The 18,233-nt window shown below is 48.6% G+C and carries 12 protein-coding genes; 9 read left to right on the top strand and 3 right to left on the bottom strand.

Features of this window, described 5'->3' with window-relative positions; all coding sequences use genetic code 11:
• The 3 genes from F3J22_RS20590 to panB all read right to left on the bottom strand — a co-directional run bounded on the left by F3J22_RS20590 (position 1) and on the right by panB (position 3,454).
• Complete coding sequence (locus F3J22_RS20590; RefSeq protein WP_167019819.1) at positions 1-2,172, bottom strand: TonB-dependent receptor domain-containing protein; 2,172 nt, start codon at positions 2,170-2,172, stop codon at positions 1-3.
• A gap of 76 nt (positions 2,173-2,248) precedes the next feature.
• Complete coding sequence (locus F3J22_RS20585; RefSeq protein WP_167019818.1) at positions 2,249-2,572, bottom strand: hypothetical protein; 324 nt, start codon at positions 2,570-2,572, stop codon at positions 2,249-2,251.
• Between the two features lie 66 nt (positions 2,573-2,638).
• Positions 2,639-3,454 (bottom strand): 3-methyl-2-oxobutanoate hydroxymethyltransferase, encoded by an 816-nt coding sequence (gene panB / locus F3J22_RS20580; protein ID WP_167019817.1) that lies wholly within the window; start codon positions 3,452-3,454, stop codon positions 2,639-2,641.
• A gap of 219 nt (positions 3,455-3,673) precedes the next feature.
• Between panB and F3J22_RS20575 the strand changes: the two genes are divergently transcribed.
• From F3J22_RS20575 to F3J22_RS20535, 9 genes are all read left to right on the top strand, one after another.
• Positions 3,674-4,147, top strand: a complete 474-nt coding sequence (locus F3J22_RS20575) for a DUF4440 domain-containing protein (RefSeq protein WP_167019816.1) — start codon at positions 3,674-3,676, stop codon at positions 4,145-4,147.
• A gap of 171 nt (positions 4,148-4,318) precedes the next feature.
• The gene (locus F3J22_RS20570; RefSeq protein ID WP_167019815.1) at positions 4,319-4,468 is read left to right on the top strand and encodes a hypothetical protein; all 150 of its coding nucleotides are present in this window, start codon (positions 4,319-4,321) and stop codon (positions 4,466-4,468) included.
• Positions 4,469-4,679: 211 nt separating this feature from the next.
• Positions 4,680-7,802, top strand: coding sequence for a SusC/RagA family TonB-linked outer membrane protein (locus F3J22_RS20565; RefSeq protein ID WP_167019814.1), 3,123 nt, complete (start codon positions 4,680-4,682; stop codon positions 7,800-7,802).
• Between the two features lie 24 nt (positions 7,803-7,826).
• Positions 7,827-9,536, top strand: coding sequence for a RagB/SusD family nutrient uptake outer membrane protein (locus F3J22_RS20560; RefSeq protein WP_167019813.1), 1,710 nt, complete (start codon positions 7,827-7,829; stop codon positions 9,534-9,536).
• A gap of 173 nt (positions 9,537-9,709) precedes the next feature.
• On the top strand, positions 9,710-10,768 hold the full coding sequence (locus tag F3J22_RS20555; protein WP_167019812.1) for an alpha/beta fold hydrolase: 1,059 nt from the start codon (positions 9,710-9,712) through the stop codon (positions 10,766-10,768).
• Positions 10,769-11,137: 369 nt separating this feature from the next.
• Positions 11,138-13,456, top strand: a complete 2,319-nt coding sequence (locus F3J22_RS20550; protein WP_167019811.1) for a PSD1 and planctomycete cytochrome C domain-containing protein — start codon at positions 11,138-11,140, stop codon at positions 13,454-13,456.
• Between the two features lie 54 nt (positions 13,457-13,510).
• On the top strand, positions 13,511-14,965 hold the full coding sequence (locus F3J22_RS20545) for a DUF1501 domain-containing protein (protein WP_167019810.1): 1,455 nt from the start codon (positions 13,511-13,513) through the stop codon (positions 14,963-14,965).
• Between the two features lie 13 nt (positions 14,966-14,978).
• Positions 14,979-16,004, top strand: coding sequence for a 6-bladed beta-propeller (locus F3J22_RS20540; RefSeq protein WP_167019809.1), 1,026 nt, complete (start codon positions 14,979-14,981; stop codon positions 16,002-16,004).
• A complete protein-coding gene (locus F3J22_RS20535; RefSeq protein ID WP_167019808.1) occupies positions 16,001-18,160 on the top strand; it encodes a c-type cytochrome domain-containing protein in 2,160 nt (719 codons plus the stop codon). Before F3J22_RS20540 ends, F3J22_RS20535 begins: the two co-directional genes overlap by 4 nt.
• Positions 18,161-18,233 lie beyond the last annotated feature (73 nt).

Raw genomic sequence — 18,233 nt, 5'->3', positions numbered from 1 at the left:
TTACAATTTTAATTTCAATCCTCCATTGACGACAAAGCCATCCAGCGGCGCATAGATATCCCTGAAAACCGGATGGGTGACAGTACCCGTATAAATGCTGTCAAAGCGGGTTTGACGGGTATCCAGGCAGTTCTCGAAGTTCACGAACAGGGAAAATTTCTCCCATAACCTTTCGGCCATGAAACCACAAATCCAATAAGATTTCCCGGTGGTACCATCCGTCAGCTGTTGCTTGCTGTAATAATATGCTTCCAGTCCCAGTTTCCAGCGTTCTTCTTTTTCGTACATCAGCACATTATTGAGGCGGTGACGCGGTGTGAGCGGGTTTTCCCGGGTAATGCCATGCTCGTTCAGGCGGGCATCAGTATAGGTATAACCGATATAGAGCTTGAAGTCACCGTAGCCCAATCTGACATTTGTTTCCCAACCTTTTGTATCCATAAAGCCAGTAGCATTTTCAAGTCTGTAAAGATTATCAGACAAAGAATGTAATAGTAGCGGATGGTTGATATGGGTATAAAAAAAGAGCTGGTTAACGCTAAAACTCAATTTATCATCAAAAAAACCTGTTTTGTAATTCAAGTCAAAGTTAGCACCATAAGACCTTTCCGGCCGATTGAATTTCGTGCTGACAGGCAAAACAGATTGATAATTGATCCGCTCTGTTTCTTCCGTAAATATCGTTGGTGTTTTATAGCCTAACCCACCGGATATACGCGATGTAAACGCCGGCGTTAGTTTGAACATGGCGGCGATGCGCGGCAGTAGCAGCAGTCCGTAATCTATGACATAATCACTTCGCAGGCCTGTTTCCAGTTGCAGCCATTCATTTGCCTTCCAGGTATTCTGAATAAAGGCACCCAGCGTACGCTGATCGTAGTTGCGTTTCGGAAAAGTGTCTGTAGGATGCTCTCTGAAGTTATCTGTATATACGTTCAGACCGGCTACCCAGCCGGTGCGTTCACGTTGGTGGCTATACGCCATTTCAGTATAGGACGACAACTGCTGACCGTCGAACACATATCCGGGGATGGCTATGGTCCGGCTGAAGCTGCTGACGGCATTTTTGACCGTGAGACTACTCCCCTCGCTGAATGTATGATCGAACGACAACTGTGTCGAAAACCGCTTACTGTTATTCTTTTCAAAATAGCTGTGGGTGCTGTCGCCATGGCCTTTGACATACAATATATCTCCGCCGGTTCTGCCTTCGGTGGTATAGTTTACACCCAGACTGAGCTTTGTTTTGGGATTAAAATAGAGAAAGAGTTTCGGGTTGACCACATAACGTTCAAACTTAGGTATAGCCGTAAAACCTGTATTGGACGGATCATAGGCAGCGTTGCTGTTACGCGAGGCGAAAACCGTCAGACCAGCTTTTCCGAATCGTTGCCCGTAGAAGCCGCTCAGGTCCAGTCCACCGGCGGAAGTGCCATTCATCAGGAAGCGTACATCTCTTTCTGTAGTGGGCGTTTTGGAAATCAGGTTCACTAGTCCGGCTATGGCGCCACCACCATACAACGTAGAGGATGCGCCTTTAATTACTTCTACCTGTTTGAGGTCGAGCGGAGGTGTCTGGAGTAGTCCGAGCCCGCCGGAATACCCTGCATAAAGCGGTAACCCGTCTTTGAGGATTTGTGTATATCTGCCATCAAGGCCTTGTATGCGGATACTGGCGTTGGCGGAGGTGGCAGATACCTGCTGTGTTTGGATACCAGTACTTTCATTAAGCATCATGCGGATATCACCCGGTTTCATATTTCCTTTTTCTTCCAGTTCTTCCCCCGCGATGAATTCGACACGGGTAGGAATATCCCGAAAGCTACGGGTGCTGCGGGTAGAGGAGATGACCACTTCGTCTATTTCTTCCCCGGCATGCTCCAGGTAGATGATGATCGTATCTGCGGATAATGGAAAGGAAAAAGTATCCTGCCGGGATTGGTAGCCCAGGTAGGTGAAGGTAAGGACATGGCGGCCATTGGATATATCCGTAATAGTTACCTGTCCGTTATGATCTGCTGTGCTGCCATATTTGGTGCCGTTCAGTTTTGCCGTGGCTCCGGGCAGGGGCATTTTATTGTCTGCGTCTTTGATAATGGCCGTGAACTTATGCTGCGCCAGGCAAGGCTGCGCAAAGCCCAGTAGTAATACTATGCTAAGGTACTTAAACATGTTGCTGTTGATGATAATTCAATAAATAGCGGTACACCATGCTGACAGCATGGTATAGTTAGAGAATGGGGAACTATCAGGAAAGCTGGGGAGGTTGCCAGACAGCGGCAGCGAATTCAGGAAGTAATGGAAACGTATAGTCGTTGTAGATATAGCCGGCAAGTGGAATAGCGGAGGGTTCCGCTATCGTGATTTCCGGAACAATACCACCGTGGCAGGTATTACATGAAAAAAACGGACTGCAGGGAAGTTCCGGTTTATGATGGTTATCATTTCTGGCTGGTTGCTGATGGTCTGCGATTCCGGTGCTATACGCCTGGCAGCAGTCGTCGTCTCCGCTGCATGGCACTGCGGAAAGCATTACGATATATATGGAGCATAAAAACAGCAGCCATTTCATGGCGCAAATATAGTTCGATTCCTTTTATATGCAACCTGCAATATGGAAACCTGGTTAAGCCATGCTCTAATATTGCTCATGGCTTGCAGGGTAGGAATTGTCTTTCACATCGGAAATATATTGTTGCACAGCGCCGGTCATCACCTCGAAAAGATTGGCATATTCACGCAGGAATTTTGGCTTAAAGCCTTTATTCATGCCCATCATATCCTGTACTACCAGTACTTGTCCATCACAGTATTTTCCTGCACCTATACTGATGGTTGGTATATGCAGACTTTCAGATATTTTCTTTCCCAGTGCAGCGGGTATTTTTTCCAGCAGTACGGAAAAGCAGCCGGCTTCCTGGAGAAGTGTAGCATCTTCCAGCAGTTTGTTTGCCTCCGCTTCGCTTTTTCCTTGCAGGCCGTAGCCTCCGAGCTGATTGATCGACTGTGGTGTAAGCCCGAGGTGGCCCATAACAGGTATTCCGGCACTAAGAATAGCCTTCACAGAGTCGATGATTTCTGCACCACCTTCTACTTTTATTCCCTGAGCGCCACTTTCTTTCATTACGCGGATGGCTGCACTGAGTGCATCCCTGGGATTTCCCTGATAGGTACCAAAGGGCAGGTCTACCAGTATGAATGCCTGCTTCGCACCCCTTACCACACATTGCGCATGGTAGATCATATGTTCTAATGTTATCGGCAGCGTAGATTCATAGCCCGCCATCACATTGGCTGCAGAATCTCCCACCAGCAGTATATCAACGCCGGCCTGATCAAGGATGGTAGCCATCGTGTAGTCATAGGTCGTGAGCATGGCAATTTTTTCGCCTTTGACCTTCATGGCCTGTAATGTCTGAATATTGGTTCGCTTGATGTCTTTATGTTGCGACATAAAATATTTTTTATTTATGACAAACAGCAATCAGCACTGGTAATATGAGCGCTTCAGTAGGTGAAACCATTTCCATTTTACCATTCAACTGAAAATATACTTATTATTAGGAAATAACGAACATATTCCCGGAAAAAACAGTGAAGTCCCATCGATAATATTTGTAACTTCTATTCATCATTTGTCTGCTGCAGTTTTATCATTTAAAAATTTACTGGTATGAAGACGCTCCTGCTTTCACTCTTTTTCATTCTTTCCACCACTATTGTTTATTCACAGACCAGTACAGACACGATCGCCTTGCGTCAGTCGCTGGAGAAGGCCACTGCAGCCATCCGGGAAGCTTTTGAAAAAGGGGATGCAGCCATGATCGGGCGATTGCATAGTCCGGATGTAATAAAATATTTCGGTGGCAATAATGTAATAACCGGGAGGGCTGCCGTAGAAAAAGGTGCGGCAGACTGGTTCCGGAATGCTGCTGTTTCTTTTATTGAAAACACCGTAGAAAACACCACCTTTGCCGGGAACATCGCCATACAAACCGTTATCTTCTCTATTAAGACAACACCTAAAAACGGTGGTACGCCAACTATCGCCAGAGGCCGGTCTATGGTCATCTACATACAGGACAAAAACAGTCCTACCGGCTGGCTTACCTTACGTGAGATTGCACAGGAAGCCCCTGCCAGATAATACAACTTGTTATCTCTCTCCTGCGACACAATTGTAGTCGCTAACCATCGCTATCTGCATATAAATTAATCTTTTACTGATAGTATTTTATCAGTCGATAAAATTTGCTTCAGTCGATATTATATATACTGTAACTTCCTGTTACTGTCCTGAAAAACATGCAGGCCGATCATGCAACCAAAAAATTATTATCCGGCCAATGCTGCTGTAACACAGGGCACGCATTATCAACTATTGCTGTACATGCTCAACCAAACAAGCACGTTATTGAAAAGTATACTGGATAAATATTACCCGATGAACAGAGAGAAAACCATGTGATAGCCTGATGAATAAACTATCAGTTATCGATTTGCAGGGTCGTTTTTTTTCAATAAAAATGCAATCGTTTGCACAAAAAAACCGCACCAATATCTAATCACGTTAAAAACCACATTATGGAAAAAACTACAGACTGGTACACGGCAGCCACGTGTTGCTACAGACTAACATCGCTTTATCCCCTGACTCCTAACTTCCTAAACATCACTTTATGAGCCGAATAAAGAAAATAATGCTCGGGATCATGGTGATCCTCTGCACCCTGATTATTCCAACTTACGCACAAAACAATGGCGGAATCGTTACTGGTAAAGTCTCCGACCAGAGTGGCGCTCCCCTTCCCGGCGCCACCATCGAGGCTACGGCCAATGGCAAACGTGTTGGTATTGCCGTATCCGACAGCGTGGGTAAATTCGTATTCAGAAACCTGCCGGCAGCCACCTTCACCTTCAATGTGAGCATGATAGGCTTTGATGCAAAATCATTCAATGGATATAAAATCGCTGCCACCAATAATCCGGTGCTATCGTTTGCACTATCTTCTACCGTAAGTGAACTCAGCAGCGTAGTAGTAATCGGTTATGGTACCCGTAAAAGACAGGACGTCACCGGCGCAGTAGCTAAAGCAGACCTCCAGGTACAGAAACAATCACCTAACTCGAACGTGATGTCATCACTGAGAGGTACGGTGCCAGGCCTCACCGTAGGACAGACCACCCGCGCGGGCTCCGACCCTACCCTCATGGTACGTGGCCGTAACTCTATCTCCGGCACTACCTCTCCGCTGATAGTAGTAGATGGATTGATATACAGGGGATCGCTTACCTCCATTAACCCTTCCGATATCGCCAGCATCGACCTGCTGAAAGATGCCAGCGCCGCCGCAGTTTACGGCTCCCAGGCATCGAACGGCGTGGTGCTCATCACCACCAAAAGTGGTGCAGGTATGGACAAGCTCACCGTAGACTACACCGGCTCCTACTCCATACAAGACATGACCAAAAAGGATATGCGACCTGCCACCGGCGCACAATACGTGCAGAAACTCGGCGACTGGTACCTCTCTGAAAGTCGTGACCCTAACGACCCTACGAAAATGAATCCTAACTGGGACCCCACTACGAAAATGCCTGCCCTGGAAGCAGACAACTACAAAAACGGCTACGAAGCCAACTGGTGGAAACTCATGACCAACAGTCGCCCGAGAATCCAGAACCATAACATCAGCCTCAGCGGACGTTCCAAAAAAATCCGCTTCTATATGGGCTACGGTTACTTCGACCAGAAAAACCTGATCATGAATGATAACTATATCAGAAACAGTATCAGGATCAATGTAGAAGCCAAACCGGCAGACTGGATTTCCGTAGGTGCCCAGACAGGACTCACCATAAACGATTATAGCGGCGTTTCTCCGACCTTTTCAGACATCATGCAGCTGAAACCCTATACGCTGCCATACGACCCTAAAACGGGCCAGATGCTGGAGTTTTACGCACAAACCACCACCCCTACCGCACTGGAGGTACTCAGAAGGTCCAAAGACTTCGACCGTAACCTGAACCTCCTCGGTAACTTCTACGCCAGCGTCGATATCCCCTACATCAAAGGGCTGAACTATCGTATCAACTTCGGGAACAATTATATCTACACCAACAGGTTTAACTATAATGCCCCGTCTGTAGAAGCCACCGCCTACAAAACCTATCAGACAGACTATTTCCTGACCATCGATAACATCCTCACCTACAAAAGAGATTTCGGCAAACATGGTGTAGACCTTACCTTACTCTACGGTGCAGAGAAAAATATGCATGATGGCACCAGCACCTCCGCAGGTGGTATCACCAACGGGGCGCTGGGTTACAACCGCCTGGACGTGGGAGACCCTGCACGCCTGACCGTATCCAATGATATGAACATTTTGCCATGGCAGGAACAGGCGCTCTACCAGATGGCGCGTCTTTCCTATACCTTCGACAAAAAATATATCCTGACAGGTACGGTAAGAAGAGATGGCTTCTCCGGATTTTCTGCACAGAACAAATGGGCTACCTTCCCGTCGCTCGCTTTCGCATGGCGCATGAAGGAAGAACAGTTTCTTAAATCCGCCGATTGGATCAACGACCTGAAATTAAGGGTATCCTATGGTTCTACCGGTAACAGAACCGTTGGCAGGTACCAGACACTAGCCCAGATGAACGTTGGATTAGCCAGCGGTTACCTCTACGGCAGCTCCGGCGGCGCACAACTCGGCTCTTACCTTAGCCAGCTGCCTAACTCCGCGCTGCGCTGGGAAACCACCAAATCCTTTAACACAGGCGTAGACTTCACCCTGTTAGATAATCGCCTCTTCGGTTCACTGGACGTATACTTCTCTAACTCCGTTAACCTGCTGAACTCCAGGGCTACGCCTACCATCACCGGCTTCAACAGCTTCCTGATCAATATCGGTAAAATCAAAAACAGCGGACAGGAATTAAATATCACGGGCGTACCTGTTACCAATAAAAATTTCCGTTGGGAAGTAACGGCCAACTTCTTCCGTAACAGGAATAAAGTAGTAGATATCGATGGTACCGGCAAAGACCTGATCAATGGCGCAGACCCCATCCTGAGCTATTTTATCGGCCAGCCTTACGGCGTTGTATACGACTACAAAATTACCGGCATGTACCAGACCGCCGACCAGATCCCTGCGAGCCTTGCTGCGCAAGGGTTCAAAGCCGGTCAGTATAAAATCGATGACAGAAACGGCGATGGCGTCATCACACCAGATGATAAACAAATACTGGGCAAACTGGATCCTTCGTATAGTCTGGGTATCTCCAACAACTTCCAGTACAAGGCTTTCCAGCTGAAATTCTTTATCAATACTATCCAGGGAGGCAAAAACGGGTACCTTGGCGCGCCGGGTATCATGTTGCTGAACCCTGACAATATCAGAAACAACAATGGTTTTGTGTACGACTACTGGACTCCTAACAATCCGAATGCCCGATACAGAAGCATTGCAGCCTATGTGGCCACACTGGGTGAAAACTTTGGCCCTTATATGTCCAGGAGCTTTATACGCCTGCAGGATGTAACGTTGACGTATACACTGCCAGCAGGATTGCTGAGTCGCCTGAAAGTTATCAAAGCCGCCAGCGTATACCTGAACGGACAAAACCTGCTGACCATCACGAAATGGGACGGATGGGACCCGGAATCCAACCCTCCTGCGAGTCAGCGTTCCTCGCTGGGATTAAGGATACCCGGCGGTCTGGGCCTCGACCAGAACGGTTACCCGGTGATGAAGAACTACTCACTGGGCGTTAACGTGACCTTTTAATGTTTCACCCGAAAACTCATTAACATGAAAAAAAGATTCCTCTTATATATTATTGGCATCGGTGCAGTATTATCTTCCTGCAGCAAAAGCTTCCTGGACGAAGATCCTTTATCTATCTATACACCGGACAACTCGCTCCAGACATCTACACAATACCAGCAGGCTACCAATAACCTGTACAATGGTGTAAGAAATATCTTTATGGGCAATATCAACCTGGACACATATTTCGGGCTGTATTACGCGACAGATTTTGCCTATAATGCCACCGACTATGATCCTGCTGCCAAACTGAATGCCTATAAAGCGACCATGGTGCCCAGCTATTTTATTCCCCAGGGCATCTGGACAGCCTATTACAAGATCATCACGAATGCAAACGTTATCATTGCTGAAGCCGGCAAATCCAAGCAGCTGAGTGATGCAGATAAAAATAGTTTTCTCGGACAGGCATTGTTCTTCAGGGCCTATTCCTATAATATCCTGGCCAATCTCTTTGGTGGTGTACCGATAGAGCTAAACGAACTTTCCGCGCCGCGCTATGATTATACGCGCGCCAGCAGGGATTCTGTTTATCTCCAGTGCAAAAAAGACCTGCAGCAGGCCATTACTTTATTGTCTGACATCAACCAGGTACCGGATGGAACTGTCAACAAACAAATCGCCAAACATGTGCTGACAGAAGTACTGATCTCTTTAAAAGATTATGATGGCGCCATCCAGAGCGCAACGGATGTCATCAGCTTTCCTGGCGTGTCGCTGATGACCGGCAGGTTTGGAAGAAGAGCTAATTTACAGGGAGATGTTTACCGCGATCTGTTTGAATACAATAACCAGAACTACAGTACCGGCAACCACGAAGGACTGCTGGTCATTCAAACTACGCTGAACAACTCCGCCTCCGTTGGCGACCAGACCGCCTGGGCAGTGGTTCCCAGCTTAACAGGGGTAAGAATTGTGGAATCGGTTACCAAAACTAAGATGTCGGTGCTCTTCAATGCTAAATTTGTAGACAGTACTTCTTCCAATGGTATTGGCTGGATAAGACCTACCTCGCATTTTTTCTATGAGATCTGGACACCGGGAGATATCCGCAATTCTCCCAATAATATAGTAAGAGATATCCGCATTTCCGGTGTACCATCCACTTCTCCAGACTATGGCAAATGGTACGTAAAAGATGGCTACAAGGATAAAGTACAACCGGCAGATTACAGGGATACTATCCGTAATTTCTATCCGGTGATCAGGAAAACGTCGCCATCAGCAGGAGACTTCGTTGCTGTTGCCGGACCTTCTGTGCTGACCAATACCACCAATCCTTTCGGCGGTATATTATTGAATGGCGCTTCCCGGTTGTTTATGCAGAAGTATATGGCACGACTGGCAGAAACCTACCTATTAAGGGCAGAAGCCTATCTTAAAAAAGGCGATAACCAGAAAGCAGCAGATGATATCAACGTTATCCGTAACAGGGCACAAGCCACACCAGCTACCGCCGCTGAAATGAATATCGACTATATCCTGGATGAGCGTCTCCGTGAGTTGTATATGGAAGAATTCAGGGCGGTAACCCTTACCAGGATGGGCCTGCTCTATGACCGTGATAAAAGGTACAATCCTAAATCCGGTTTGTCCATAGAGACCTACCACAACCTCTGGCCTATTCCTTCTACCGAGATCACCCAGAATACCGGTGCCGTGCTGACGCAGAATACCGGCTACACCAACTAATAATACGCATCAGGAATATACCGGCCCGTCTCTATGCTGTAGAGACGGGCTTCTTTTTTCCCTCCCTGCCATGCCGGAATCACCCCCTTATTTGTCCGGTTCAGCGGGTTCGGTAGGGATGACATGCCCGCTCCCAGGTACTTTTACATCATCACAGTAAAACACCCTTTATCATGTCATCAGCAAATACATACAACCGTCGTAACTTCCTCAGCAGCGCAGCAAAATTCCTGGTAGCATCAGAACTGGCCCTGTTCGGACTGCCAGTTGCGGCAAAAGCAAATACCGCTACAGCAGCAACAGAAAAGACCAATAACAGCAACAACAGTGGTGCATCTTTCCAGCATATAAAACAGATAAATGCCGGTGTACTGAATGTAGGCTATGCCGAAGCTGGCCCGGCGAATGGTCCTGTGGTATTGTTGTTGCATGGATGGCCATACGACATCCATACCTATGCGGAAGTGGCACCTATCCTTGCAGCCAAAGGCTATCGCGTGATCGTTCCTTATCTCAGGGGTTACGGCAGTACTACCTTCCTTTCTGAAAAAACAATGCGTAATGGCCAGCAATCAGCGATTGCTGCCGATATCATCGCACTGATGGATGCCTTAAAGATAGAGCGGGCTATCATCGGCGGCTGCGACTGGGGCGCAAGAACAGCGGATATTATCGCAGCCCTATGGCCGGAGCGAACCAAAGGGCTGGTATCCGTCAGCGGTTACCTGATCGGAAACAGGGATACAGCCGGCACACCATTATTGCCTGCGGCAGAACAGCAATGGTGGTACCAGTATTATTTTGCTACAGCAAGAGGAAAAGCAGGATACACACAGCATACCAATGAATTTGCAAAACTCATCTGGCAAACGGCCTCTCCGAAATGGAACTTCGATGAGGCCACCTTTAACAGAAGTGCGGCAGCATTCAGTAATCCGGACCATGTGGAGATCGTGGTACATAATTACCGCTGGAGATTAGGACTGGCGGATGGAGAAACCCAGTACGATGCACTTGAACGCAAATTAGCCACTGCTCCTGCTATCAACGTACCAGCCATTACGCTGGAAGGCGATGCCAACGGGGCGCCACATCCACCTGAAAATTCCTACGCAGGAAAATTTACCGGTAAATATCTTCATAAAACACTAACGGGAGGCATCGGCCATAATCTGCCGCAGGAAGCGCCAGCGGCTTTTGCAGCAGCAATTATGGAAGTAGACAGGTTCTAGTTTAATAACCATATACTATGCTATAATGGATTGGGCAATCCGATACCTTCGGTATCAGCAGGAAGCCCCGCGCTGCGCGCGGGGCTTCCTGCTGATACTATCTTTTGAGAGATCCTCCTGGCAGGCTTCTCTCTGTTTTCTGACTACCGTTCATCAAAAAAATATCCCCTTTCGCCTGAATTGCAAATTGAACCGTTATATTTGTTTATGTTCATACATATGAACTTATTGTTGGCTAGCTAGAAAGTGAGAAGAAAACATCAACCAGGGGACAAAATAACATAGCTCCCTCCGACACCAGGACCGCGATACCAGAACAGGACGAAGTATTATATTAAGATTCATAGTGAACAATCATCTACAGCTATTATGTTCCAGCGTTATGTACAGGCAGCAGCCTGCATCCTCACCCTTTGTACCGCCTGTAACCACCCGGCGGCAAAGGATAATTCGGCAGAAACAATGCCGGAGATCGTGGATTACAACTTCCACATCCGGCCTATTCTGTCCGACAAGTGTTTTGCATGTCATGGCCCCGATGCCAACAAACGCGAAGCAGGGTTACGTCTCGATATTGGCGACAGCGCCTACAAAGCGCTGCGCGATGCGCCTGGCGCCCATGCCCTGGTACCGGGAAACCCCATGGCCTCCGCGGTATTCCAGCGCATCAGCTCCACAGACACCTCCATGCGTATGCCACCCCCATCTTCCAATATGGCGCTCAGCAGTTTTGAAGTGAAGCTGATAGAAAAGTGGATCAAACAGGGTGCGAAATACAAGCCTCACTGGGCTTTTGTAGCGCCGGTGTCGCCAGCGATACCAGTGGTGACAGACCCTAAATGGGCCCGCAATGAAATAGATGCCTTTACGCTGGCGAAAATGAAGGAAAAAGGGCTCTCCCCCAATCCCGTTGCCGACCAGGAGCGACTGCTCAAACGCCTCTCCCTTGACCTTACCGGACTACCGCCCACGGCTGAACGAATGGAGCGCTTTGCCCGCGATACCAGCGCCAATGGCTATGAACGAATGGTAGATGAACTGCTGCAGGACAGCGCCTACGGCGAAAAAATGGCTGTCCACTGGATGGACGTAGCCCGCTACGCAGATTCTCACGGGTACCAGGACGATAACTACCGCAGTATGTGGCCATGGCGCGACTGGGTAATACACGCTTTCAATACCAACCTCTCCTACAAGGATTTTGTGACCTGGCAGATCGCCGGGGATATGATGCCCAACGCTACCCGGGAACAACTGCTGGCATCCGCCTTTAACCGCAACCATAAAATTACGGAAGAAGGTGGTGTGATAGATGAAGAATACCGTATCGAATACGTGACAGACCGCACCAATACCTTCGGGAAAAGTCTGCTCGGCGTAACCATAGAGTGCGCCCACTGTCACGATCATAAATATGATCCTTTTTCACAAAAGGAATACTACCAGCTTTTTGCCTTCTTCAATAACGTAAAGGAAGTAGGACTGGAATCTGTTGTTGGCGGCCCTGAAACCTATGCTAAAAAGCCTTTTATGGAGATTTCAAAAGAAGATCTTCAGGGTGTACTGCATTTCCTCAACAAGCAGGATACCAACCGGCTGATTGTATCAGTGATGGGCGAAAGAGATACCACCAGGAAAACGTATATCCTTGGCCGTGGCAACTACGACAACCCTACCATTGAAGTAATGCCAGGCACGCCAACGGCTATACTGCCTTTCAGCAATACGGCTTATCCGGCTAACAGGCTGGGCCTCGCCTACTGGTTGTTTGACGCTAAAAACCCACTGACAGCACGTGTATACGTGAACCAGTTATGGCAGGAATTTTTTGGCAGAGGCATCGTGAAAAGTACCGGCGACTTCGGCATGCAGGGCGACCTGCCTACCAATCCCGCCCTGCTCGACTGGCTCGCAGCGGACTTTGAGCAACATGGCTGGAATATAAAAAGACTGGTGAAACAATTGGTGATGTCGGCCACCTACCGGCAGTCTGCCGTTATCACCCCGGAAAAATTGAAAGCCGACCCGGAGAACATCTATCTTTCCAGGGGGCCGCGTTTCAGGCTGCCGGCAGAAACCGTGCGTGATATTGTACTACAAAGCAGCGGGCTACTGGTACACGAGGTTGGTGGGCCCAGCGTAAAACCTTACCAGCCTAAAGGACTCTGGGAGCAGGCTACCTCCGGCCGCGGACAGCTGGCCACCTACCGGCAGGACCATGGCAAAAGCCTATACCGTCGCGGACTGTACACCTTCATTAAAAGAACAGTACCACCGCCTTCCATGATGATATTCGATGCCAGCAACCGTGATCAGTGCGAAGTGAAACGCGCTGCCACCAACACACCACTGCAGGCACTGATGATGCTCAACGACCCTACCGTCCTGGAAGCCTCCAGGGTACTGGCTTCCAGCCTAATGCAGCAGGGCGGCGCCACCCAGCAGCAGATTCAGCAGGCCTTTCATCTGATTGTTTGTCGCACCGCACAACCATCCGAAACAGCCACCCTGCTGAAATACTACCAGCAACAACAGGACTATTATAAAAAGCAGCCCGCAAATGCTGCCAAACTATTGCACCACGGAGAATACCCGATGGCAACGAACCTGGACCAGGCCTCCTGGGCGGCCATGATGCAGGTTATCACCACCATTTATAACCTGGAAGAAACATTGTCCAAGACATAAGCTGGTGATGATCTTATTCGCTACACCATCATTTTCTATTAAAAAACTGACACGATGAAAAACGAATTCCTGGAGCATCACCTGAACATGAACCGCCGTAAATTCCTGTCGCGGCTAAGTTTAGGCATCGGAAGCGCGGCCTTAGGTTCTTTGCTGATACCTGGCCTGTTTAACAGCAGCAGTGCGGAAGAGGCGCCCTTCATTCCCGGCATGCCACATTTTGCACCCAAAGCCAAAAGGATTATTTACCTCTTCCAGAACGGCGCACCTTCGCAACTGGAGAGCTTCGACTATAAACCCAAACTACGCGAAATGATGGGCCAGGAGTTGCCGCCATCTATCCGGATGGGGCAAAGACTTACCGGCATGACCGCCGGCCAGTCGTCGTTTCCGCTGGTAGGCTCTCATTTCGATTTTAAACAATATGGAGAAGCCCGTGCATGGGTAAGCGATATCTTCCCGCATACGGCTAAAATTGTCGATGATATCTGCATCGTACGATCTATGTTTACCGAGGCGATCAACCACGACCCTGCCCTTACTTTTTTCCAGACAGGTGCACAGCAGGGAAACCGTGCCAGCTTTGGTTCCTGGATGAGTTATGGCCTAGGCAGCGAAAACAAAAACCTGCCGGCATTCTGTGTGTTACTCTCGCGCGGTAAAGGCAATGGCCAGGGCGTGTATTCCAAACTATGGTCCAATGGCTTCCTCGACAGCATTCACCAGGGCGTACAATTCAGCAGTGGCGATAACCCTGTGTTATACCTCAATAACCCTGATGGTATCGACATGGCTAACCGCCGCCAGATGCTCGATCAGTTGGCAGCACTCAATGATCAATCGTACAAAGACTTTGGTGACCCTGAGATCAGCACCAAAATCCAGCAATATGAGATGGCCTACCGTATGCAGACAGCAGTTCCGGAACTCACCGATCTCTCCAAAGAATCTGACGATATCATCAAACTATATGGCCCCGAATGTCTTGTTCCCGGCACCTTTGCAGCCAATTGCCTGCTGGCAAGAAAGCTGTCGGAAAATGGTGTACGCTTCGTACAGCTCTACCACCAGGGATGGGACCAGCATGGCAACCTGCCTAACGACATGGCCGGGCAAGCCATGGACGTAGACCGCGCCTCTGCTGCACTCATCACAGACCTTAAGCAACGCGGCCTGCTGGATGAAACACTGGTAATATGGGGCGGTGAATTTGGCAGAACAAATTATTGCCAGGGTAAAATAACAACAGACAACTACGGCCGTGATCACCACCCACGCTGCTTTTCCATATGGATGGCCGGTGGTGGCGTAAAACCAGGTATCGTATATGGAGAAACCGACGAGTTTGGCTACAATATCACCAAAGACCCCGTGCATGTACACGATTTTCATGCCACCGTACTACATCTTATGGGACTCGACCACGAAAAGCTCACATTCAAACACCAGGGGCGCCGTTACCGCCTCACAGATGTTGCCGGGAAAGTTATACCGGGACTGATGGCCTAATAAATAAATATTAATGGAGAGAAGAAAATTCATACAGTCGTCAGCGTTAGTTGCTGCATCATTCTATATTTCCCGCGACCTCTTTGCGCGTCCGAAAGGCCCTGTTTACGGCCACCAGGGCATGCGCTACACACTGGACACCAGCTGGGGAAACCTCGACAGCAGCCGCCATCCGGTGAAAGACTGCCACGAGATGGTACAGGACAAAAAAGGCCGCATCATCCTGCTCACCAATGAAACAAAAAACAACATCCTCATCTACAATAAATCCGGTAAACTACTGGAATACTGGGGACATGAATTTCCCGGTGCACACGGACTAACGCTCAGCAACGAAAATGGCACAGAGTACCTGTTCATCACCGATACAGATAAACACCAGGTGTATAAAACCACGATGGACGGGAAAATCCTGATGACCATCGACTATCCCGTCGAAACAGGTTTCTACAAAAAGAAAGAAGAATTTGTACCGACAGAAACGACGATAGCCGACAACGGCGACATTTACATCGCCGATGGCTATGGCGCGCAATACATCATGCATTACGACCGCAATGGCAAGCTGCTGCATACTTTCGGTGGAAGAGGCGAAGGAGATGCACACCTGGATAATGCCCATGGCATCTGCATCGACAAGCGCAACGGCGCTCCTACCCTGCTTATCACCGACCGTACCCGTAACTGCTTCAAGCGTTTCAGCATGGATGGACAATTACAGGAAGTAATAGCATTGCCAGGTGCATGTGTTTGCCGGCCGGTGATCAAAGGCGATCATCTGTACGCTGCCGTATTACGCTCTCCTGATATGAATATCAGCGGCAGCGGTTTTGTTACCATTCTCGACAAAAACAACCGTGTGGTATCCAACATAGGCGGTACTGCGCCGGTATATAACGGACAGCAGCTGCAACCGATGCAACAGGCGGAAAAAATCTTTGTTCATCCGCATGACGTATGCGTGGATAATGATGAAAACCTTTACGTGGCACAATGGGCCGCCGGTAAAGTGTATCCATATAAACTCAGGAGGGTATGATGAAATGGAATCGTATCCGATGGCAGGATGCCGGCAGTCAGCTTCTATTTGCTGCCAATAGCTTTGCACTGGTGTTATTTATTGCAGGCAGCAACATCGCTGTACCAGCCTGGTTACAGGTGATGGGGCGCATGCACCCGCTGGTACTACATTTCCCGATTGTATTACTCATGCTGGGCGCCCTGTTATTGTTCATACAACTCCGTGACCCCGCTGTCAACCAGTGGAAAATACAGTTCACTTCCTGGCTGCTCCTGGCGGCGGCGCTCAGTACATGCGTTACCGTTATCATGGGGCTGCTCCTCGCCCGGGAAGATGGGTATACCAGCGATGGAAATATCCAATGGCATAAATGGGGCGGCATGACCGTTTTATGGGCTGCTTCGGCGCTGTACTGGCTGCGTGGATATGCAAAGGCCTGGCTACCGAAAACCGGCGCCATACTAACGGTTATATTGCTGCTCCTGACCGGCCATTGGGGCGCCGACATCACACATGGCAATAACTTCGTGCTTGCTCCGGTGACACCGCGCAATAGCACCGTGCCTTTCGGGAAAGCCCTCGCCTATGAACATCTTGTAAAACCCATCCTGCAAGAGAAATGCATGAATTGCCATAATGCCGGCAAAGCAAAAGGTGGTCTCTCCATGGAATTACCGCAACAGCTGCTGGCAGGCGGCAAAAGCGGAAAATTGTTTATTCCGGGCAACCCTGCGGTAAGCCTGCTGATAGAACGCCTGCATCTACCTACAGATGATAAAAAACATATGCCTCCTGCCGGTAAGTCGCAGCTCACCGATGAAGAGGTTAATATCCTTTATTACTGGATCAGGGATGGTGCAGATTTTAAAGCAGCTGTTGCGTCACTGCCAGCGCATGATAGTCTGCGAATGCTGGCCACCACCCGCTTACAGCCATCTGCTTCTCCAGAACCAGTATATGATTTTGCTGCCGCAGATGATAAACTGGTACAAAAGCTGAGTAATAATTACCGCGTCGTATATCCGATATCGTTACATGCCGCTCCGCTGGTAGCGAACTGGTACAACAAAGACAAATTCAATATTCAGTCTGTCAGTGAGTTGTTACCGCTGAAGGCGCAGCTGATAGAAATGCACCTGCAGAAAATGCCGGTACAGGATGCTGACCTGGATATACTAGCTCAATTCAAAGAATTGCGGGTGCTCAACCTGAGCTTCACCAATATTACAGGGAATACACTGGCAGCACTGGCTAAGCTGCCTCATTTGAAAAGTCTTTCCCTATCCGGTACGCCGGTAACACAGCAACAGTTGCAGCAGTTGAAGTCTGCTCCTGCTTTACAGGAGCTTTTCCTGTGGAACACCAGCCTGTCGGCAAATGATTTCGCGCAGGTACAAAAAAACTTCAGTAAGGTAAATATCGTAAGAGGGTTTACCAACGACCAGGGGGAACAACTGAAACTCAATCAGCCTGTAGTACTGAATACAGCAGCGGTTTTCAGGAATACCATGACGTTAAAAATGCAGCATCCGGTAAAAGGAGTTGAAATACGTTATACTACTGACGGCACCCCACCTGACAGTACGCAGTCGCCGGTATTTAAAGATAGCCTGGTGATTACGGATAATATGACCATACGTGCTATTGCCTGCAAGAAGGGCTGGTATGCCAGTGATCCGCTGCAGCTGTCGTTCAGCAAAACGACTTATGTTCCGGACAGTGTGCTGCTGCTCAATCAACCGGAAGGTACCTATCTCGCCGAAGGCGGCAAGACACTGATTGATGGACAGAAAGGCGGTACAGACTTCGGCAATGGTAAATGGATCGGCTATACGAAAAACAAACTGGAAGCAATGGTTAGCTTTCCACAGCAAGTACCTGTCAGATCAGTGACCATAGGCACTATCCATAACATTAATTCCTATATCTTCCTGCCACAACAGGTGGAAATATGGGGTGGCAGTGATGCACAGCATCTACGGTTGCTGAAGAAGGTGATTCCTGCTCCGAATAAAAAAGATGATCCTGTTACGGCCATGAATATAGATTGCACGTTTGCGACTACGCAGGTATCTTGTATGAAGATAGTGATGACACCAGTTGTTATTCCGGCCTGGCATCCGGGAAAAGGCAAGCATGCGTGGGTCTTTGCAGATGAATTTTTATTCAATTAAAAAATGCGGAGGTCTCTATAATAATTTTATTTTTTGCAACCGATACCTTCGGTATCGGTTGGTCTGTTCCGCG

It is taken from the genome of Chitinophaga sp. Cy-1792 (genome assembly GCF_011752935.1).
Lineage (GTDB): Bacteria > Bacteroidota > Bacteroidia > Chitinophagales > Chitinophagaceae > Chitinophaga.
The sequence above is the reverse complement of the archived record's forward strand: the minus strand, read 5'-3'. Positions and strand labels throughout refer to the sequence as shown.

What these genes read in the sequence shown, in the direction of transcription:
- F3J22_RS20590 (WP_167019819.1), bottom strand. Translation starts at nt 2,172, where the DNA reads ATGTTTAAGTACCTTAGCATAGTATTACTACTGGGCTTTGCGCAGCCT.
- F3J22_RS20585 (WP_167019818.1), bottom strand. Translation starts at nt 2,572, where the DNA reads ATGAAATGGCTGCTGTTTTTATGCTCCATATATATCGTAATGCTTTCC.
- panB (WP_167019817.1), bottom strand. Translation starts at nt 3,454, where the DNA reads ATGTCGCAACATAAAGACATCAAGCGAACCAATATTCAGACATTACAG.
- F3J22_RS20575 (WP_167019816.1), top strand. Translation starts at nt 3,674, where the DNA reads ATGAAGACGCTCCTGCTTTCACTCTTTTTCATTCTTTCCACCACTATT.
- F3J22_RS20570 (WP_167019815.1), top strand. Translation starts at nt 4,319, where the DNA reads ATGCAACCAAAAAATTATTATCCGGCCAATGCTGCTGTAACACAGGGC.
- F3J22_RS20565 (WP_167019814.1), top strand. Translation starts at nt 4,680, where the DNA reads ATGAGCCGAATAAAGAAAATAATGCTCGGGATCATGGTGATCCTCTGC.
- F3J22_RS20560 (WP_167019813.1), top strand. Translation starts at nt 7,827, where the DNA reads ATGAAAAAAAGATTCCTCTTATATATTATTGGCATCGGTGCAGTATTA.
- F3J22_RS20555 (WP_167019812.1), top strand. Translation starts at nt 9,710, where the DNA reads ATGTCATCAGCAAATACATACAACCGTCGTAACTTCCTCAGCAGCGCA.
- F3J22_RS20550 (WP_167019811.1), top strand. Translation starts at nt 11,138, where the DNA reads ATGTTCCAGCGTTATGTACAGGCAGCAGCCTGCATCCTCACCCTTTGT.
- F3J22_RS20545 (WP_167019810.1), top strand. Translation starts at nt 13,511, where the DNA reads ATGAAAAACGAATTCCTGGAGCATCACCTGAACATGAACCGCCGTAAA.
- F3J22_RS20540 (WP_167019809.1), top strand. Translation starts at nt 14,979, where the DNA reads ATGGAGAGAAGAAAATTCATACAGTCGTCAGCGTTAGTTGCTGCATCA.
- F3J22_RS20535 (WP_167019808.1), top strand. Translation starts at nt 16,001, where the DNA reads ATGATGAAATGGAATCGTATCCGATGGCAGGATGCCGGCAGTCAGCTT.